At 69.1% G+C, this 17,501-nt stretch carries 19 protein-coding genes, 1 tRNA gene and 1 other RNA gene; 13 read left to right on the forward strand and 8 right to left on the reverse strand.

Annotated features, from left to right (window positions below; translation table 11 throughout):
* Positions 1 to 66: 66 nt before the first annotated feature.
* The gene (locus tag ACIBH1_RS35690; RefSeq protein ID WP_397318429.1) at positions 67 to 237 is read right to left on the reverse strand and encodes a hypothetical protein; all 171 of its coding nucleotides are present in this window, start codon (positions 235 to 237) and stop codon (positions 67 to 69) included.
* Positions 238 to 280: 43 nt separating this feature from the next.
* Positions 281 to 532, reverse strand: a complete 252-nt coding sequence (locus ACIBH1_RS35695) for an SMI1/KNR4 family protein (protein ID WP_397318430.1) — start codon at positions 530 to 532, stop codon at positions 281 to 283.
* Between the two features lie 63 nt (positions 533 to 595).
* On the opposite strand from ACIBH1_RS35695, the gene ACIBH1_RS35700 reads away from it, so the two are divergent.
* Positions 596 to 1,018: a hypothetical protein gene (locus tag ACIBH1_RS35700; protein WP_397318431.1), complete on the forward strand. Its 423-nt coding sequence runs from the start codon at positions 596 to 598 to the stop codon at positions 1,016 to 1,018.
* A gap of 12 nt (positions 1,019 to 1,030) precedes the next feature.
* Here the strand turns inward: ACIBH1_RS35700 and ACIBH1_RS35705 are convergent, their stop codons facing one another.
* On the reverse strand, positions 1,031 to 1,540 hold the full coding sequence (locus tag ACIBH1_RS35705; RefSeq protein ID WP_397318432.1) for a hypothetical protein: 510 nt from the start codon (positions 1,538 to 1,540) through the stop codon (positions 1,031 to 1,033).
* Positions 1,541 to 1,627: 87 nt separating this feature from the next.
* A tRNA-Ser gene (locus ACIBH1_RS35710) sits at positions 1,628 to 1,715 on the reverse strand.
* 83 nt (positions 1,716 to 1,798) lie between these two features.
* Between ACIBH1_RS35710 and ffs the strand changes: the two genes are divergently transcribed.
* Positions 1,799 to 1,894: signal recognition particle sRNA small type (gene ffs, locus ACIBH1_RS35715), an RNA gene on the forward strand.
* Between the two features lie 28 nt (positions 1,895 to 1,922).
* Complete coding sequence (locus ACIBH1_RS35720; RefSeq protein ID WP_397318433.1) at positions 1,923 to 4,589, forward strand: DNA polymerase III subunit gamma and tau; 2,667 nt, start codon at positions 1,923 to 1,925, stop codon at positions 4,587 to 4,589.
* Positions 4,590 to 4,637: 48 nt separating this feature from the next.
* Here ACIBH1_RS35720 and ACIBH1_RS35725 read toward each other — a convergent pair whose 3' ends face one another.
* Positions 4,638 to 6,062 (reverse strand): GAF domain-containing protein, encoded by a 1,425-nt coding sequence (locus tag ACIBH1_RS35725; RefSeq protein ID WP_397318434.1) that lies wholly within the window; start codon positions 6,060 to 6,062, stop codon positions 4,638 to 4,640.
* Positions 6,063 to 6,388: 326 nt separating this feature from the next.
* Between ACIBH1_RS35725 and ACIBH1_RS35730 the strand changes: the two genes are divergently transcribed.
* The 5 genes from ACIBH1_RS35730 to ACIBH1_RS35750 all read left to right on the forward strand — a co-directional run bounded on the left by ACIBH1_RS35730 (position 6,389) and on the right by ACIBH1_RS35750 (position 10,270).
* Positions 6,389 to 6,739 (forward strand): YbaB/EbfC family nucleoid-associated protein, encoded by a 351-nt coding sequence (locus ACIBH1_RS35730; protein WP_397318435.1) that lies wholly within the window; start codon positions 6,389 to 6,391, stop codon positions 6,737 to 6,739.
* 3 nt (positions 6,740 to 6,742) lie between these two features.
* A complete protein-coding gene (recR, locus tag ACIBH1_RS35735) occupies positions 6,743 to 7,342 on the forward strand; it encodes a recombination mediator RecR (protein WP_397318436.1) in 600 nt (199 codons plus the stop codon).
* On the forward strand, positions 7,335 to 7,865 hold the full coding sequence (locus ACIBH1_RS35740) for a DUF5063 domain-containing protein (RefSeq protein WP_397318437.1): 531 nt from the start codon (positions 7,335 to 7,337) through the stop codon (positions 7,863 to 7,865). The genes recR and ACIBH1_RS35740 overlap by 8 nt, the downstream gene beginning before the upstream one ends.
* A 72-nt stretch (positions 7,866 to 7,937) precedes the next feature.
* Positions 7,938 to 9,212, forward strand: a complete 1,275-nt coding sequence (locus tag ACIBH1_RS35745) for an aspartate kinase (protein ID WP_397318438.1) — start codon at positions 7,938 to 7,940, stop codon at positions 9,210 to 9,212.
* Positions 9,209 to 10,270 (forward strand): aspartate-semialdehyde dehydrogenase, encoded by a 1,062-nt coding sequence (locus tag ACIBH1_RS35750; RefSeq protein ID WP_397318439.1) that lies wholly within the window; start codon positions 9,209 to 9,211, stop codon positions 10,268 to 10,270. Before ACIBH1_RS35745 ends, ACIBH1_RS35750 begins: the two co-directional genes overlap by 4 nt.
* A 50-nt stretch (positions 10,271 to 10,320) precedes the next feature.
* On the opposite strand, the gene ACIBH1_RS35755 is transcribed toward ACIBH1_RS35750, so the two are convergent.
* Positions 10,321 to 10,911, reverse strand: a complete 591-nt coding sequence (locus ACIBH1_RS35755) for a hypothetical protein (protein ID WP_397318441.1) — start codon at positions 10,909 to 10,911, stop codon at positions 10,321 to 10,323.
* A 167-nt stretch (positions 10,912 to 11,078) separates the two neighbouring features.
* On the opposite strand from ACIBH1_RS35755, the gene ACIBH1_RS35760 reads away from it, so the two are divergent.
* Complete coding sequence (locus ACIBH1_RS35760; protein WP_397318442.1) at positions 11,079 to 11,735, forward strand: TetR family transcriptional regulator; 657 nt, start codon at positions 11,079 to 11,081, stop codon at positions 11,733 to 11,735.
* Between the two features lie 48 nt (positions 11,736 to 11,783).
* On the forward strand, positions 11,784 to 12,548 hold the full coding sequence (locus ACIBH1_RS35765) for a hypothetical protein (RefSeq protein ID WP_397318443.1): 765 nt from the start codon (positions 11,784 to 11,786) through the stop codon (positions 12,546 to 12,548).
* 9 nt (positions 12,549 to 12,557) lie between these two features.
* Here the strand turns inward: ACIBH1_RS35765 and ACIBH1_RS35770 are convergent, their stop codons facing one another.
* Positions 12,558 to 12,701: a hypothetical protein gene (locus tag ACIBH1_RS35770; RefSeq protein ID WP_397318444.1), complete on the reverse strand. Its 144-nt coding sequence runs from the start codon at positions 12,699 to 12,701 to the stop codon at positions 12,558 to 12,560.
* Positions 12,702 to 13,506: 805 nt separating this feature from the next.
* Here ACIBH1_RS35770 and ACIBH1_RS35775 point away from each other — a divergent pair.
* Genes ACIBH1_RS35775 through ACIBH1_RS35785 form a run of 3 tightly spaced genes read left to right on the forward strand, consistent with a single transcriptional unit; the run spans position 13,507 to position 16,259 of the window.
* A complete protein-coding gene (locus ACIBH1_RS35775) occupies positions 13,507 to 14,442 on the forward strand; it encodes an LLM class F420-dependent oxidoreductase (protein WP_397318445.1) in 936 nt (311 codons plus the stop codon).
* Between the two features lie 16 nt (positions 14,443 to 14,458).
* A complete protein-coding gene (locus ACIBH1_RS35780; protein ID WP_397318446.1) occupies positions 14,459 to 15,874 on the forward strand; it encodes an amidase in 1,416 nt (471 codons plus the stop codon).
* 52 nt (positions 15,875 to 15,926) lie between these two features.
* Complete coding sequence (locus ACIBH1_RS35785; RefSeq protein ID WP_397318447.1) at positions 15,927 to 16,259, forward strand: YkvA family protein; 333 nt, start codon at positions 15,927 to 15,929, stop codon at positions 16,257 to 16,259.
* On the opposite strand, the gene ACIBH1_RS35790 is transcribed toward ACIBH1_RS35785, so the two are convergent.
* Complete coding sequence (locus ACIBH1_RS35790) at positions 16,240 to 17,436, reverse strand: amidohydrolase family protein (RefSeq protein WP_397318448.1); 1,197 nt, start codon at positions 17,434 to 17,436, stop codon at positions 16,240 to 16,242. The two genes, ACIBH1_RS35785 and ACIBH1_RS35790, sit on opposite strands and share 20 nt — an antisense overlap.
* Positions 17,437 to 17,501: the final 65 nt, after the last annotated feature.

The raw sequence follows: 17,501 nt of genomic DNA on the forward strand, positions 1-17,501 counted from the left end.
TGTAGACGCGGGCCAGGACTCCCCGTTTTGGTGCGACGCCGCGAGGTGGATCCGGCTGAGTACGCGTCAGCCCACCCACGGGGAGAGCCCGGCAAGAAACGTGCGGAAGTCCGGGGCCAGGACCAGCTCGGTCTCGAGCTCGACGTCGAACCACGTGACGCAGGGCTCGCCCTCCCGATAGTCAAGCGCGACCCACGTGTGCCCGTCACCGGCGAGCAGAACCGAAGGCGACGGCATCCCCCACTCCTTGACCAGGTAAGGAGTGTCCAGAATCGTCAGATCACGCCCGGGCGGGGCCGATCCCCATCAAGTGGTCGAACGGGATGGGCTCCTCACCCGGCACAGGGAAGGCGTTCCAGCGCTCACTCACCGCGCCGCCGTTCTGGACACGCAGCAGCCGCAGCAGCTCGACCGGCAACCTCACCCCGAGGAGTTCTTCGGCGTCGTGGACCATGCCCGGCGTCAACGGCGACAGAACGCCGTAGTCGCCCGGCCCCCAGAAGCTCGCCATCACCTTGCCGACCTGTGCCATCCCCGAAGCCTAGAAGCCGATCAAGGGACAGACATAACGCGTTGTGTCACCTACCATGCCGCCATGTCTGGACGAAGCCTGATCGTGGTGGCGGTTCTGCTCCTTGCCGCAGTGCTGGTCGTTGTGATCTGGCGGCGGCGCAACCGGGTGACGGTCAGAGTCGAGATCCCGTTGTTCATGCCCGTCGAGGTCCAGGCTGAGGCGCACGACCTCATCGAGGCGGGAGAGTTCGACCAGGCGGTCGCCCTGATCCGCAAAGCCGGCCAGGTCGGCCGCTTCGAGGCGTGGCAGACCGCGAGCATGCTACGAGACGGCTTCGTCGGACACGATTTCCCCGCCCGCTGGCCGGAGGACCTGACGGAGCCCGTGAGGCGATTCCTCGACGAGGGTCGCCGCAAGGCGGCAGTCTTCCTGGTGCGTATCGAGAAGGGAGCGGACGCGGAGCAGGCTGAGCAGTTCGTGTCCGCCATCGAGTCGCCCCGCTAGGAGCACGAGGCCTCAGCTGGTCTTGGACGGAGGATTGACCTGCCGGTTGGTCCAATCCACCTCGGTGCTGGCCATGGCGATGAACTCCTCGACGGCAGCGCGGACGTCATCGCCGCGCTTGACCAGCGCGGGCTGATCCTTGGCGTCGTGCATGTCGCCCACGAGTGCCATCGCCTTCTCCGCGAGCTCCTTGACCTCGGACCGGTCGGCGATGAGGCGGACACGGTAGAGCGCCTGCCAGGCGACGACACGCAGCCTGTGGGACGTCGCCCTGGCTTCCACGTGCTCGGCGCTGTCCTCGCCCTCGAAGCCGCGAAAGGCGCGGTTGTACTGGGCAGATCGGAGTTCGAGGATGGTGCCCGCGAAGCCGCTGTACACGGTCATCCGCTCTTCCCGGAGGCGAGCCGAGATCGTGAACTTCTCAGCACGCGCGACGGATCGGCTCTGGAAGAGGTGCGTCACGAAGGAACCTAACAAAGTACCGGCGATGGCGATCAACCCGGCAATGATGGCTACTTCCATGGCGTCAGTGGATCACAGTTCCGGGCTCGTCCATGAGGGGAACGCAAGAAGGCTCATGCCGTTGATCTCGGCATGAGCCTTCTGAGCTGGCGGAGGATAGGGGATTTGAACCCCTGATAGGTTGCCCTATACACGCTTTCCAAGCGTGCGCCCTCGGCCACTAGGCGAATCCTCCGTCGACGAGCTTACCGGACTCGGAACGTTGAAGAGACCACGATTTCGCGGGAGCGAGCACTGCCGTACGGGGCTAGACTGTCCAAGGACCCCTCGCGCGGCGTCATCCTGTGAACCTCCCCAGGGCCGGAAGGCAGCAAGGATAAGCGGGCTCTGGCGGGTGTGCGGGGGGTCTCTTCGTTGAGCCCCTCGCAGGCGGGATGGTCGCATGAGCCTTGCGCTTTACCGCAAATACCGGCCCGGGACGTTCGCCGAGGTCAAGGGACAGGAGCACGTCACAGATCCGCTGCGTCAGGCACTGCGGACGGGACGTATCAACCACGCTTACCTGTTCTCCGGCCCGCGGGGGTGTGGCAAGACCTCGAGTGCCCGAATTCTGGCGAGAAGTCTTAACTGTGAGAAGGGTCCGACTCCGGAGCCTTGTGGTGAGTGCGAGTCTTGCGTCGCGCTGGCCGCCACGGGGCCGGGGCACCTCGATGTCATCGAGATCGACGCCGCTTCGCATGGTGGTGTCGACGACGCTCGTGATCTGAGGGAGCGGGCCTTCTTCGCGCCGGTGTCGGCGCGCTTCAAGATTTACATCATCGACGAGGCGCACATGGTGACCCGCGAGGGTTTCAACGCGCTGCTCAAGCTCGTCGAGGAGCCGCCGCCGCACCTGAAGTTCATCTTCGCGACGACCGAGCCGGAAAAGGTCATCGGCACGATCAAGTCGCGCACCCACCACTACCCCTTCCGGTTGATGCCGCCCGCGACGTTGCGGGCGCTCCTGGAGGAGATCCTGGTCTCCGAGGACGTGCCCTTCGAGCCGACCGCGTTGCCGCTCGTCGTGCGAGCCGGGGCCGGGTCGGCGCGAGACTCGCTGTCGATCCTGGACCAGCTGCTGGCCGGGGCCGACGACGCGGGCATCACCTACGCTCGCGCGGTCTCGTTGCTGGGGTACACAGATGGGGATCTGCTCGACGAGATCGTCAACGCGTTCGCCGTGCGTGACGGGTCGGCGGTTTTCCAGGCGGTCAATCGGGTCATCGACGGCGGCCACGATCCGCGGCGGTTCGCCACCGATCTGCTGGAGCGGTTCCGCGATCTGGTGATCCTGGCGAACGTGCCCGAGGCGGCCGGCAGCGGGTTGCTCGATCGGCCGGGGGACGAGCTGGAGCGGCTGGTGCAGCAGGCTGCTGCGATGGGGCCTGCTGAGCTCACCCGGGCCGCGGAGTTGTTCAACGCGGGGCTGACCGAGATGCGGGGGGCTACCTCGCCGCGGTTGTTGCTCGAGCTGATGTGCGCTCGGGTGTTGCTGCCGGGGGCTGGGCAGGGGGAGGCCTCGCTGCTGGCTCGGCTGGAGCGGCTGGAGCGGGGCGGGGTGGTCGCGCAGATGGCTGCGCGTGCCCCGCAGGCCGCCGCCGCACCGCCTGCCGCGCCTGCTGTGACGTCTGCGCCCGCCGCCGCTGCTCCGCCTGTTGCCGCTCCTCCGTCGGTTGCCCCCGGTCCGCAAGCTGCCGGTCCGCAAGCTGCCGGTCCGCAAGCTGCCGGTCCGCAAGCTGCCGGTCCGCAGGCCGCCGGTCCGCAGGCCACTGGTCCGCAGGCCACTGCGCCGCAGGCCGCCGCGCCTGTGCAGGCTCAAGCGCCGGCTGCCGGTGGTGGCACCAGTTCGGCGGCCGCCCAGGGCGGAGCTGATTGGCCGGAGGCGGCCAAGCCCGGTGCTCCTGTCGCGCAGGCAGCCGCTCCGGCTGCTGCGGCGGCTGCGCCCGCGGGTGGTGGCGGGAGTTCCGTCGTCTACCAGCAGTGGCCGGCCATCCTCGACCGGATGAAGGTCGAGCAGCGCGTCGCGTGGATGATCGTGAGCAACCAGGCCACGCTCATGGGCGTCGACGGCAACCTCGTCACCCTTGGCTTCGACAAGCCCGGCGACATGAAGGGCTTCCTGACCGGCAAACGTGATGCCGCCGTGGCCGACGCGATCGGCAAGGTCGTGGGTGGTGACTGGCGGGTCGAGGCGGTTGTGGGCGGGTCGCCTTCGCCTGGTCGTGGCGGTGTTCGCGCGCCTGGTGGTGGTCCGGGCGGGGGCGAGTCCGGAGGTGGATCACGCGGCGGGCATGCGGGTCCTGGGCAGGGCGGCCAGGAACAGGGTGGTGCAGGTCCTGGGCAGGACGCGACCGGCGCCGTTGGCGGGAGCGGCGCTCAGGGGAGTGGCGCAAGTTCTGGTGACTCCAGTACGGCAGGCGGCGGGCATGGTGGCGGATCCTCGTCCCAGGCGGTGGGCACCGCTGGGGGAGCGGTCGCCCAGGCGGGTGGCGCGGGGACGCATGCAGCAGGCCAGGCATCAGGCGCAGAACAGGCAGCCGGTGCAGGACAGGCAGCCGGTGCAGGACAGGCAGCCGGTGCAGGACAGGCAGCCGGTGTGAGCCAAGCGCCTGGCGCGGGCCAGGCATCCGGTGCGGGACAGGTGTCCAACGCGGGACAGACCTCCAACGCAGGACAGACCTCGGGCGCAAGCCAAGCAGCGGCCGGTGGTCCCGGGCAGGTAGCGGGTGGTGGGGCCGGGCGGGCGGTTCAGACGACGGACGAGTCCTGGCCCGACGCCCCCGACGACCCGATCCCCGCCCCCCCGTCCCCTTCCCCCACGGGCCTGTCCGCGGCGCGTTCGGCGGCCAAGGCGGCGGCTCAGGCGGCCGCGCAGGCGGGTCCGCGTGCTCCCGCGCCCAGGCACGGCGGCAGTGCGGCCTGGCCGGACGCGGTTCCGGGCAAGGGGCCGGAGTCCGACGAGGTGGATCCGCTCAACGACGCCGACGCCGATGTCGACGCGTCGGGCGGGATGGCGCTGCTCCAGCGCGAGCTCGGCGCTCAGGTGATCGGGGAGATCGACCACACCTGACCCACACCTGACCCACACCTGACCGGGTCTGTTCCAGGAGCCCGGCGGTCAGTCGCCCACGCTGAGCCGTAGGTGGGCCGCCAGTGCCCGGGGATCTCCCGGCGGAAGCACGGTGACCAGCTGCTCCAGCACCTCGTAGTCTCCGCGCCCGTTCGCCGTCTGCGCGTAGGCCCACAGATCGTCGGGCGTGCCGTACCGGAGCAAGCACGTGCGCACCTGGACCTCCAGTTCGTCCCGCTCGCGCCGTAGCGTCGGTGACTCCGAGCGCGGCAGCAGCGGCCCGCCGTACACCTTGGCGGCGCCGGCGTGGTCGCGGTCGGCGAGCAGGTGCCTGACGGTGAGGAAGTCGGCCTGCACGGTGGTGGTCAGGCGGTACGGCTTGGCGGCGATGGTGCCGCCGAGCTGGGCGCGCAGCCGGTGGATCTCGGCGCGGATGGTGACGGGGTTGCCGTCGTCGCCGTACAGGTGGAACGAGAGTTGCTCGGCGGTGAGCCCGTGGGGGTGGAGCGCGAGCAGGGCGAGGATCTCGGCGTGACGGAGCGACAGGGCCAGGTTGCGGTCGCCGATGTAGACGCTGGGCGTGCCGTCGCCGAGGAGGTTGAGCCGGACGGGCTGGCGCTCGCCCTCGGCGGCGGAGGTGTGCAGGAGGTAGCCGCCGTGGAAGGGCTCCAGCATGCCGATGCGGCCGTCGGGCAGCGTGGTGAAGCCGGAGGTGCCGGTGACGGAGATGCGCGGGCCGAGGCTGCCGGTGGAGTCGCCGGCGATGACGCGGCCGGTCGCGGTGATCAGGACTCCCGTGCGGTGCCGGAGGGCGTCGTGGTGGGCGCGCAGGCGGTGGTCGCGTTCGTGCATGCGTACGGCGAGCTGGCTCTCCGCGAGCCTGCCGACGGTCTCGACGAGGGCGACGGTCGCCGGATGGAGCGTCTCGCTGGTGCCGCTGACGTCGATGCAGCCGAGCACCTCGTCGGTGTCGGGGTCGATGATGGGCGCCCCGCTGCACGACCAGACGTGCAGGGCGCGCATGATGTGCTCTTCTGAATAGACGTGGACGGGTTTGCGGGTGGCCAGGGCGGTTCCGATGCCGTTGGTGCCGACGGAGCCCTCGGCCCAGATGTGGCCGTCGCTGAGGCCGACGCGGTCGGCGGCGCGTTTGGTGGCCGAGTGGCCCTCGCGCCACAGGATCCGGCCGTGGGCGTCGGTGACGATGAGGATGTGGGCGCTCTCGTCGGCCATGCGCTTGAGCATGTTGATGATCATGGGCGTCAGGGGATCGAGCGGGTGCGCGCGGCGGATGTCGCGGATCGCTCCGTGCTCGTAGACGAGGGGGGCGGCGGCGATGTCGACGTCGATGCCGGCGCTGAAGGAGCGGCCCCAAGACTCGCAGATCTCCTTGCGTGCGCCGGAGGACCACCGCCCGGCTTCGCGTGCCTCGCGCAGCCGACGTGAGTACCTGTCCAGCTCGGCGTTACCCATCGGCCACTCCAAGTAGTCACCACCGCAAGACGAGCATCACTCGTACGGCACGCGCGCGCAACCGATTCGGGGATTGCGGGGGGTGATTGATTGAGTGCAACGTGTGCGCAACGTTGACCTGACTACGTTCTGCTGTGGGCGCGTCGGCATGGTGCGGCCGCTCCGGCCGACGCTTTGGCCGGGTTCCGGACGCTGGAGGGGGGCCGGGACCCGGTCAAACAACAAGCCCGCATCCAGACACATCGAGGCCGCAGTGCATGACGGCGTCCAAACACCGTAGGCTCGTGGCAGTTGGAGCTATCACCAGCCACGAGGAGCGCACACCGGTGAACCCAGGGGATGTCAACCTGCAGCAGCTGCTGGAACAGGCCGCGGTCATGCAGCAGCAGCTCGTGAACGCCCAGCAGGAGCTCAACGACGCGCAGATCGAGGGCTCTTCGGGTGGCGGGCTGGTGAAGGCCGTGGTCAACGGCTCCGGCGAGCTGCTCGAGCTGAAGATCGACCCGAGCGTCATCGACGCCGCGGACCCGCAGGAGACCGCCGACACGATCTCCGATCTCGTCATCGCCGCCATCCGCGACGCCGTTCGCGCCGCCGCCGACCTGCAGCAGGAGAAGCTCGGTCCGCTCGCCCAGGGTCTGGGTGGCGGGCTCGGCGGACAGCTGCCGGGGTTCTAGACGATGTACGAGGGGGTCGTCCAGAACCTGATCGACGAGCTCGGCATGCTGCCGGGCGTCGGTCCCAAGAGCGCGCAACGCATCGCGTTCCACCTGCTGGCGGCCGATCCCGCTGACGTCAAGCGGCTGGCGCACGCGCTGCTGGAGGTCAAGGAGAAGGTCCGCTTCTGCCGGACGTGCGGCAACGTCGCCTCCGAGGAGGAGTGCCGCATCTGCCGCGACCAGCGGCGCGACACGCACGTGATCTGCGTCGTGGAGGAGCCCAAGGACGTCGTCGCGATCGAGAAGACGCGCGAGTTCCGCGGCACCTACCACGTGCTGGGCGGCGCGATCAGCCCGATCGACGGCGTCGGCCCCGATGACCTGCGTATTCGCGAGCTCATGGTTCGTCTGGCCGACGGACGGGTAACCGAGCTGATCATCGCGACGGACCCCAACCTGGAAGGCGAAGCGACGGCCACCTACCTGGCCCGTCTCATCAAACCTATGGGCATCAAAGTGACACGGTTGGCCAGTGGACTGCCGGTGGGCGGCGACCTCGAATACGCTGACGAGGTCACGCTGGGTCGAGCGTTCGAAGGACGGAGGCTGCTGGATGTCTGACCACTGGAGCGCTCTCGCAGAGGAGACCGCGGGGCACGCACAAGACTTCGTCGACGGCCTGACCAGAGTGGCCTGCGGCGAGGGCGGCGACGCCATCTGGTCGCTGCTGCTGGTCGAGGTGGCGCAGGTCAGCCTCGCGGGCGCGAAACTGGGCGCCAGCAAGGACGTCATCCTGTCGGGCAACCTCGAGCCGGCGATCGGCGAGGACCCCGACCTCGACGGGGTGCGCACCGCCCTGGCCGAGCGTCTGGGCGCGGTCGACGACTACGCCGAGGTGTTCGACCCGTACAAGGACACGAGCGTCACGCCGTACCGCCTGTCCGACGACCTGACGGCGGTGGCCGCCGACCTGATCCACGGGCTGCGCCACTTCCGCGCCGGACGGCCGCACGAGGCCCTGTGGTGGTGGCAGTACTCCTACTTCAACACCTGGGGCAACCACGCCGGCGCGGCCATGAGAGCGCTACAGGCGCTGGCCGCCCACACCCGGCTTGACGTGGCGGAAGAGGCCTTGTCCACATAGTGGTCGCGCCCAGCGGGCTCATCAGACGTCCCCGGTAGACTGGCCCCTCACAGTCCAAACCGGGAGACTCTCGTGGCGCTCGTTGTGCAAAAGTACGGTGGTTCGTCCGTCGCCGACGCGTCCTGCATCAAGCGGGTCGCGCAGCGGATCGTCGCGACGAAAAAAGCCGGCAACGACGTCGTCGTGATCGTCTCCGCGATGGGCGACACGACGGACGAACTCCTCGACCTGGCCGAGCAGGTCTCGCCGCTGCCTCCGGGCCGCGAGCTCGACATGCTGCTGACCGCCGGCGAGCGCATCTCCATGGCGCTGCTGGCGATGGCCATCGCCAACCTGGGCAGCGAGGCGCGCTCGTTCACCGGCTCGCAGGCCGGTGTCATCACCACGTCCACGCACGGCAAGGCGCGCATCATCGATGTGACGCCGAGCCGCATCCAGGAGGCCCTGACCGAGGGCCAGATCGCGATCGTGGCCGGCTTCCAGGGTGTCTCGCAGGACACCAAGGACATCACCACCCTCGGCCGCGGTGGCTCCGACACCACGGCCGTGGCTCTCGCCGCCGCGCTCAGCGCCGACGTGTGCGAGATCTACACCGACGTCGACGGCATCTTCACCGCCGACCCCCGCGTCGTGCCGCTGGCCCAGAAGGTCGACAAGATCTCCTACGAGGAGATGCTCGAACTCGCGGCGAGCGGTTCCAAGATCCTCCACCTGCGGTGCGTCGAGTACGCCCGTCGTTTCAACCTGCCGATCCATGTCCGTTCCTCCTTCTCCACGAAGGAGGGCACCTGGGTCGTGTCCAACCCTTACAGCGAAGGAACCGAGATGGAGCAGCCGATCATCTCCGGCGTCGCGCACGACAGGAGCGAGGCCAAAATCACCGTTGTCGGCGTGCCCGACAAGGTCGGCGAGGCTGCCACGATCTTCAAAACGCTGGCTGACGCCGAAGTCAACATCGACATGATCGTGCAGAACGTCTCGGCCGCAGCCACGGGCCGCACTGACATCTCCTTCACGCTTCCCGCCACCGACAGCCAGACCGCGCTGTCCGTGCTGAAGAAGATCCAGCAGCAGGTCGGCTTCGAGTCGCTGCAGTACGACGACCAGATCGGCAAGATCTCGCTGATCGGTGCGGGCATGCGTTCGCACCCGGGCGTCACGGCGACGTTCTTCGCGGCTCTCGCCAACGCGGGGGTCAACATCGAGATGATCTCCACCTCGGAGATCCGCATCTCGGTCATCGTGGGTCAGGGCGACGTGGACACCGCCGTGCAGGCGGCCCACAAGGCCTTCGACCTCGACGCGGACCAGGTTGAAGCAGTGGTGTACGGAGGTAGTGGAAGATGAGCCGCAAGCCCACCCTCGCTCTCGTCGGCGCGACCGGTGCTGTCGGCACCGTGATGCGTGAGCTCGTCTCGACGCGCGACGACATCTGGGGCGAGATCCGTCTCGTCGCCTCGGCCCGCAGCGCCGGCAAGCTGCTGCCGGTCCGCGGCGAGGACGTGGTCGTCCAGGCCCTGACCCCCGAGGTCTTCGACGGCGTCGACATCGCCATCTTCGACGTCCCCGACGAGGTCTCGGCCGAGTGGGTGCCGATCGCCGCCTCCCGCGGCCCGATCGTCATCGACAAGTCGGGCACCTTCCGCATGAACCCCGACGTGCCGCTGGTGGTGCCCGAGGTGAACCCGCGCGACGCGTTCAACCGCCCGCGCAACATCATCTCGACGCCCAACTGCACCACCCTGTCGATGATGGCCGGCATCGGGGCGCTGCACGCCGAGTTCACCCTCACCGAGCTCGTCGTCGCCTCCTACCAGGCCGTCTCCGGCGCCGGGGTGGCCGGTCCCGCCCGGCTCTACGACGAGATCGAGGCGCTGGCGGGCGACCGCACCGTGGGCTCCGCGGTGGGCGACGTGCGCAAGGCGCTGGCCAACAAGCTCTCCGACGACTCGCCGTTCCCCGCGCCGATCGCGTTCAACGTGATCCCGTGGGCGGGCTCCTACAAGGAGGGCGGCTGGGCCTCCGAGGAGCTCAAGCTGCGCAACGAGTCGCGCAAGATCCTGGGCATCCCCGACCTGAAGGTCTCGGCGACCTGCGTGCGGGTGCCGGTCGTGACCACGCACTCCCTGGCGGTCCACGCCCGCTTCGAGCGCGAGATCACCGTGGCCGACGCCCACCGCATCCTGGAGGCCGCGCCGACCGTGGTGCTGGTCGACGACCCGCAGAACGGCGTCTGGCCGACGCCGATCGACGTGGTGGGCACCGACCCGACCTACATCGGGCGCATCCGCCAGGCGATCGACTTCCCGAACACGCTCGACCTGTTCGTGTGCGGTGACAACCTGCGCAAGGGCGCGGCGCTCAACGCCGCCGAGATCGCCGAGCTGGTGGCCTCGGAGCTCTGACGCTTGGTCGACGAAAGCCCGGCGCCTCGACGGTGGTGTCGGGCTTTTCGTTATTTGAAAAGAATGTCCCAATGGTCGAACTCGTCCGCGAATATGGTTCCGCCGGGGGCGCGATAGAGAGTTGCACCGTCGCGTCGCATTCCGCTCTTTGGATGATTCTTCGTGATATAGCGGTCAATGCAGGCGTTATGGAGAATGTCCAGCTTGTAGCCCCGGGCGTGGCTGAAAAAGCCAGGCGCGTGTCCCGCCTCGGTGCCTCCCGTCACCATGATGGGGCACCGGCTCACCCGCTTGAGCGCGATGACGTCGTGAATGGTCTCCGACCGCACGGCCTCCAGCGAGGTGCACACGCGCACCCGCCGGTCGATGCAGTGTCCCGACGACTTCCAGCGCAGTCCCGCCGTGGTCAGGGCGTTGACGGCGCGGCGGTGGGACACGCGCGCCGGACGGGCGGGGCGCTGACGCTCGGACGGCGTCTCGGCCCTGGGCGCCGATTCGGTGTACCAGCGTGCCGTCTGCAGCACGCCGTCGAATTCGTAGGTGCGAACAATGGGTGATGGTGCATGCCGTACCGGATCCTTCACCGAAGAGGTGGGTGTTGCCGAAGCGGCGCTGGCCATCGCATTGATGGAAATCACCATGCCAAGCGTCGCGACTCCAAAGAGTCGTATCCACATATTAATGCCTTCTCGCGGACAAGCCCTTCCGCCAGAATGATCAATGCCACTGATGAATCCCGCTCATCCCTCCTGGATGTGGATCTTTGCCGGGTGATGCCGATCTGATGACCTTGGGTAGGCTGAATGGCGTGTCCCAACCCCGAGGGAACAGCCGTGAGGTTATCGTCGAGACGGCGTTGCGCCTGTTCAGGGAGCGTGGTTACGAGGCGACCACGATGCGGGCGATCGCCGCGGAGGCCGGAGTCTCCGTGGGCAACGCCTACTACTACTTCGCCTCCAAGGAAGCTCTCATCCAGGCGTACTACGACCGCGCCCAGGCGGCGCACGAAGAGGCCTGCCGTGAGCTGCTGGCGACCGAGGCGGCCTTCGCGGCCCGGCTGAGCGGCGTGCTGAAGGCCTGGGTGCAGGTGTCGGAGCCCTACCACGCCTTCGCGGTGAAGTTCTTCAAGCACGCGGCCGAGCCCGACAATCCGCTCAGCCCGTTCAGCAGGGAGTCGTCGCCGGTGCGCGAAGCGGCGATCTCCATCTACCGGCGGGTGGTGGAGGGCTCCAAGGGCCGCATGGATCCCGATCTGCGCGCCGAGCTGCCCGAACTGCTCTGGCTGATGTCGATGGGGATCGTGCTCTTCTGGGTGCACGACAACTCGCCCGGCTGCGAGCGCACCCACCGGCTCATCGACGTCTCCGTGGCGATGGTCGACCGGCTGGTGGGCTTGTCCCATCTGCCGGGACTGAGGGGGATCACCAAAGACTTCCTCGCGGCGATCCACGAGCTACGCGAATAGCGCGATTACTCTCGGTAGCCAAGGTGGCCTATCGGAGGGATCGAAGCCATGGCGTGGGCATCGGTGCTGGTGGCCGTCGCAGTCCTGCTGATCGCGCTGGTCGTGCTCCGGCGCAAGGGCAAGGACGACGAGGGCGACTACAGCGCGAGCTCGCTCGACTTCGCGGCCAACCTGGCGCTCGCCGCCTACCTGCTGGTGCTCGCCTACGCCGCGGTGCTGGTCTACGACGCGAGCGGCGCCGCCGAGAGCGATGCGCTGGCCGAGTCGGAGAGCCTGACCGAGCTCTACTGGGCGGTGGCGCCCCTGCCGGACTCCGAGCAGATCAGGTCGCAGATCAAGGCTTACACGACGGAGACGATCCAGCTCGACTGGCCGAGGATGTCGGAGGGCGAGCTGGCGCAGGAACCCGCGCGGACCCTTGAGGACCTCAGGGCCTCGATCATGAACCTGCGGCCGGTCTCCGACGCCGACAAGGAGCTCCGCAGCACCGCGCTCGACCGGATCTCCGACGTGACGCACGCCAGGGTCGTGCGGGCGGACGACGCGGGGAGCTCGCTGGACAACATCTTCATGATCTCGCTCGTGCTCTCGGGGCTGGTGGTGATCGTGCTGCCGTGGTTCGCGAGGGCCAGGCCCACCGTGGCGTCTGTCGCGGGCGACGTGGTGCGGGTGGGGGTCGTGGTGGGGGGCATCCTGATCATCCTGGTGATGGAGCATCCGTATTCGGGGATGAAGGCGGTCCAGCCCGAGGCGTTCGCGGTGGCCCGGGAGCAGTACGAGCAGATCGACCGGCGTTTCCCGGGAGCGCCTTAGGCGTACGGCCTAGCGGATGGTGCGGCGGGTCGAGGCGCCGGTGCGGCCGCCCAGGACGGCGATGGCGGCCACCGAGACGACGCCGGTGAAGATCACCACAACCTTGGCGGTGCCGTCCAGGCCCTCCCTGCGCTCGGCGAAGCGCGCCAGCACGCCTTGCCTGTCCGCGCGGCGGGGCTCGTAGCCGCCCTCCTGAAGCTCCGCGGGTGGCTGACTGACACTGCGCTCGCCGGAGGCACCGGAGCGCCCGTCAGAGCCCCCAGAAGCCCACGAACCGCCACCGGAGCCCCCAGGGCCCCCATCGGAGCCGCCAGGGCCACCGGAGCGCCCAGAGCCCCCAGAGCCGCCAGAGCCGCCCGAACCCCCCGAACCGCCCAAGCCGCCGAAGCCGCCGAAGCCGTCCGACCTGCCTGAGCCGCCTGAGCCGCTCGAACCGCCGGAACCGCCCGAACCTCTCGAACCGCCAGAGCCGTCCGACCTCCCTGAGCCGCCCGAGTCCCCAGAGCCCTCCCGCCCCTTCTCCCCGGTGGCAGGCCGCGGACGGCTCGGCCGGGCAGCGGGCCGCCGCGTCTCGCCAGGCGTCGGCGAGACGGAGTGCGCCGGAGAAGCGGAGGCACTGGGCAACGCAGCCGTCGGAGAGGGCACAGGCGTCGGTGGCGCATACGAGCATGGCCCGCAGTAGCCCGCCACCACCGTGATCGGCGGGTGATACGGAACGGCCACCCCCACGACGATGTCCACGCACGGCCCGGACCCTGCGGCCGCCATGGAGGCGAACAGGAACGGCGTCGCCGCCACAGCCGTCAGCACCGCAGGAGCCAGAAGCCTCATCGATGCTGTTCTAGCACGTCAGAACAGGAGGACCCGGCAACAGAAGATCAATGTGGCGCAAACCTACATACCGATTGGTATGGTGCTGGCATCCACCGAAGGAGGTCGGGCAACGATGGCCTGGGGTATGACGATTCCCTTCTACGACCGCTCGCTGGCGGGCTCCAAGGAGTTGATCGCCGAGCTGCCCGCTCTCGGCTACACCGACGCCTGGTCGGCCGAGGTCAACGGCGTCGACGGCTTCACCCCGCTGGCGCTGGCCGCGGAATGGGCGCCCGAGCTGCGCCTGGGCAGCGCCATCGTGCCGGTCTCGACGCGGGGGCCTGGCCTGCTGGCCATGTCGGCCGCCACGCTCGCCGACCTGGCACCCGGCCGATTCGTGCTGGGCATCGGCGCCTCCAGCCCGGCCATCGTGGAGCAGTGGAACGCCGGCGAGTTCGTCAAGCCGTACGCCCGCACCCGCGACACGCTGCGCTTCCTGAAGAAGGCGCTGCAGGGCGAGAAGGTCTCCGAGACCTACGAGACCTTCGCCGTCAAGGGCTTCAAGCTGGAGCGCGCGCCGAAGACCCCGCCGAAGATCGTGCTGGCCGCGCTGCGCCCGCGCATGCTGCGCCTGGCGGCCGAGGAGGCCGACGGGGCGATCACCAACTGGCTCTCGCCGGAGGACGTGCCCAAGGTCAGGGCCGAGATCGGCCCCGACACCGAGCTGATCGCCCGCCTGTTCGTGTGCGTAAGCGAGGACACCGAGAAGGTGCGCGAAATGGCGCGCTGGATGCTCACGACCTACCTCAACGTGCCGGTCTACGCCGAGTTCCACCGCTGGCTGGGCCGCGGCGAGATCCTCAAGCCGATGTTCGACGCGTGGGCGGCGGGAGATCGCCAGGGGGCGCTCAAGGCGCTGCCCGACGAGGTCGTGGACGAACTGGTGGTGCACGGCGACGCCCAGACGTGCAAGGCTCGGATCCAGAAATATGTGGATCAAGGACTGAACACCCCGGTTCTCGCGCTGATCCCCGGCGGCGAGGTCCCGATCGCCCAGGCCGTACGCGACCTGGCTCCCTAACCGCAAGGAGGCACGTGTGGAGGAGTTGCTGCGCCAGGACGCCACGGCCCAGGCCAGGGCCGTACGGCAGGGCCAGGTGTCGCCCCGGGAACTGGTCGAGGCGGCGATCGCGAAGATCGAGCAGCACGACGGCGAGATCAACGCCGTCATCCACCAGAGGTTCGAACGGGCGCTGCAGGACGCCGACGCGGCGCCCGAGGGCACTCCCTTCCGCGGGGTGCCCATCCTCCTGAAGGACCTGGGCTGGCCGCAGAAGGGCGAGCCGTACAACGCGGGCTCCCGCACCCTCGACGGCGTCGGCATCCCGGCCGACGGCTACGGCGTGACCAGGCTCCGCGAGGCGGGCTTCGTGATCCTGGGCCGCACCAACACGCCGGAGTTCGGCACGACGATCACCACCGAGCCGTCGGCCTTCGGACCGACGCGCAACCCGTACGACACGGCCTACTCCGCGGGCGGCTCCAGCGGGGGGTCGGCCGCGGCGGTCGCGGCGGGCATGGTGGCGATCGCGACGGCCAGCGACGGCGGCGGCTCCATCCGCATCCCGGCGAGCATGTGCGGCCTGGTGGGGCTCAAGCCCACGAGGGGGCGCTGCAGCTTCGGCCCCGGCAGCGGGGAGGGCTGGGGCGGCTTCTCGGTGTCCGGCTTCGTCACCAGGACCGTGCGCGACACGGCCGCCGGGCTCGACCTGGTCTCCGGTTACGAGCCCGGTGATCCGTACGCGGCGCCGGCGTTGCCGCGCCCGCTGGTGCAGGAGGTCGGGACCGACCCCGGCCGGCTGCGGATCGGGTTCGTGGCCGTGCACCCGCGCGGCGACGTGCCGGAGGAGCCCGAGCTGGTCACCGCCGTGACCGGCGCGGCGGCGCTGCTGGAGAGCCTGGGCCACGAGGTGGTGCAGGCGCATCCCGATGCGCTGGCCGACCAGGACTTCCGCCTGATCTTCGGCGACATCGTCTCCAACAACGTCGCGGCCGAGGTGGAGAGCGTGGGGCGCTGGCGCGGCAAGCCGGTCGACCTGGCCGAGCTGGAGCCGCGCAACCGCGCCATGGCCGAGGCGGGGCGCCGCCACAGCGCGGTGGACCAGGTGCTGGCCACCCAGTGGATCGACGGGTTCCGGCGGCGCATGGCGGTGTGGTGGGACGACTTCGACCTGCTGCTGGCTCCTTCGCTCGGCATCGCGCCCTTCGAGCTGGGCTGGATCCCGCGCGACGATCTGACCACCTCCTTCGGGCGTACGGCGATGGCGGTGAGCTTCACCTCGATCTTCAACGCGACCGGGCAGCCGTCGATCTCCCTGCCGCTGCACACCACGCGTGCGGGAGTGCCCGTGGGCGTGCAACTGGTGGCCGCGATGGGCCGCGAGGACCTTCTTGTCCGCGTCGCCTCCCAGGTCGAGCAGGCCAAACCCTTCGAGCATCCCGCGATGCGTTAGGGAACCCGGCTCCTGGGGCATTGCGTTATGTCGTGAGGGAGGTGCTCACGACATGGCGAAGGCATTACGGGCGTACAAGGCCTACCGCGACGTGACACGACCGGGCACACCAGGATTGGGTGCCCGGTTACGCGCGATTCCGCGCATGCTGAAGGCGGCCACGAGCGGCCGTTATCCGGGACTGGGCAAGCGCAGGCTGGCGATGCTGGCGGTCGGCGTGGTCTATCTGGTCTCGCCCATCGACCTGGTGCCGGAGGCGGCGCTGCTGGCCTTCGGAGTCGTCGACGACTTCGGGATGTTCATGTGGATGATGAGCACGCTGCTCGGACAGGGCGGCGAGTTCGTCGAGTGGGAGAAGCAACAGCTCAGATCGACTCATTCCTGAGCCAGGCGCGCGACGGCAGAGGGTGGCCGAAGAGGCGGGCGGCGTTGCCGTAGGCCACCCTGGCCAGGTCGACGGGGGGCAGTTGCCCGAGGTTGCGGGCGACTGCCTTCTGGGTGTCGGGCCACGTCGAGTCGGAGTGCGGGTAACCGCTCTCCTGCAGCACGTGGTCGAGCCCGACGGCCAGCCGTACGCCCGACAGCGCGTGGTCGTCGAGCGTGCCGAAGAAGAAGTTGCGCCGCAGCACCTCGCTGGGCTTGAGGCCGCCCTCCCAGGAGGCCTCGCCGGCCACCGGGTGGTCGAGGGCGTAGTCGGCGCGCTCGGCCAGCATCGGCACCCAGCCGACGCCGCCCTCGACGATGAGGATGCGAAGGTTGGGGAAACGCAGCGGGATGCCGGACCACAACCAGTCGGCGCAGGCGAACATCGCACTGGCCGGCATGAGCGTGGTGATCGCCTCGATGGGGGTGTCGGGTGAGGGCACGGGTGACCACGACGAGGCGCCGGTGTGCAGGCAGACGACGGTGCCGGTCTCTTCGCAGGCGGCGAAGAACGGGTCCCAGTGGCCGCTGTGGATCGAGGGCAGGCGCAGCCTGGTCGGGAACTCGGGGAAGACCACGGCCTTGAAGCCCCGGGCGGAGTTGTCCTTGATCTCCTTGGCGGCGATCTCGGGGTCGGGAAGCCACGGCAGCTGCAGGCCGATCATGCGCTCGGGATAGGTGCCGGCCCAGACGTCGATGTGCCAGTCGTTCCACGCCTTGACCAGGGCCAGGCCCAGCTCCTGGTCGCGGGTCTTGGCGAAGGGCATGCCCGACTGGCCCGCGAGCATGCCGGGAAAGCACACGGCCGCCCAGATGCCCGCCAGGTCCATGTCGGAGACGCGGGCTTCGATGTCGTAACAACCGGGGCGCATGTGCTCGAAGCGGATGGGTTCGAGGTTCCACTGCTCGCGTGGAAGCCCCGAGCCGACGTCGATCGCGGCCGCGGGATAGGTGGCTCCGCCGTAACGCCAGACCTGGTGACCGGCTTCGGTCTCGACGACCTTCGGCGCGGCGTCCGCGTACTTGGCGGGAAGCCTGCCTTCGAACAGATCCGGGGGCTCGATCAGGTGATCGTCTGCAGAAATGATCACATAGTCGCGCCGCCTCTGCTCAGGGTCGGGGAGGAGCGCCGTAGTCACGCAGGTAACCGTACGACGTGCCTGAGGCGTCGAACAAGCGGACCCGGGATCGCAGGAGGGGGAAA

The sequence above is a fragment of the Nonomuraea sp. NPDC050663 genome (assembly GCF_044456985.1).
GTDB lineage: Bacteria > Actinomycetota > Actinomycetes > Streptosporangiales > Streptosporangiaceae > Nonomuraea.

Excerpts from the sequence above, each read along its gene's own strand:
- ACIBH1_RS35690 (WP_397318429.1), bottom strand. The coding sequence starts at position 237 with ATGCCGTCGCCTTCGGTTCTGCTCGCCGGTGACGGGCACACGTGGGTC.
- ACIBH1_RS35785 (WP_397318447.1), top strand. The coding sequence starts at position 15,927 with ATGGCGAAGGCATTACGGGCGTACAAGGCCTACCGCGACGTGACACGA.
- ACIBH1_RS35705 (WP_397318432.1), bottom strand. The coding sequence starts at position 1,540 with ATGGAAGTAGCCATCATTGCCGGGTTGATCGCCATCGCCGGTACTTTG.
- ACIBH1_RS35740 (WP_397318437.1), top strand. The coding sequence starts at position 7,335 with ATGTCTGACCACTGGAGCGCTCTCGCAGAGGAGACCGCGGGGCACGCA.
- ACIBH1_RS35700 (WP_397318431.1), top strand. The coding sequence starts at position 596 with ATGTCTGGACGAAGCCTGATCGTGGTGGCGGTTCTGCTCCTTGCCGCA.
- ACIBH1_RS35755 (WP_397318441.1), bottom strand. The coding sequence starts at position 10,911 with ATGGTGATTTCCATCAATGCGATGGCCAGCGCCGCTTCGGCAACACCC.
- ACIBH1_RS35720 (WP_397318433.1), top strand. The coding sequence starts at position 1,923 with ATGAGCCTTGCGCTTTACCGCAAATACCGGCCCGGGACGTTCGCCGAG.
- recR (WP_397318436.1), top strand. The coding sequence starts at position 6,743 with ATGTACGAGGGGGTCGTCCAGAACCTGATCGACGAGCTCGGCATGCTG.
- ACIBH1_RS35765 (WP_397318443.1), top strand. The coding sequence starts at position 11,784 with ATGGCGTGGGCATCGGTGCTGGTGGCCGTCGCAGTCCTGCTGATCGCG.
- ACIBH1_RS35750 (WP_397318439.1), top strand. The coding sequence starts at position 9,209 with ATGAGCCGCAAGCCCACCCTCGCTCTCGTCGGCGCGACCGGTGCTGTC.
- ACIBH1_RS35725 (WP_397318434.1), bottom strand. The coding sequence starts at position 6,062 with ATGGGTAACGCCGAGCTGGACAGGTACTCACGTCGGCTGCGCGAGGCA.
- ACIBH1_RS35695 (WP_397318430.1), bottom strand. The coding sequence starts at position 532 with ATGGCACAGGTCGGCAAGGTGATGGCGAGCTTCTGGGGGCCGGGCGAC.
- ACIBH1_RS35775 (WP_397318445.1), top strand. The coding sequence starts at position 13,507 with ATGACGATTCCCTTCTACGACCGCTCGCTGGCGGGCTCCAAGGAGTTG.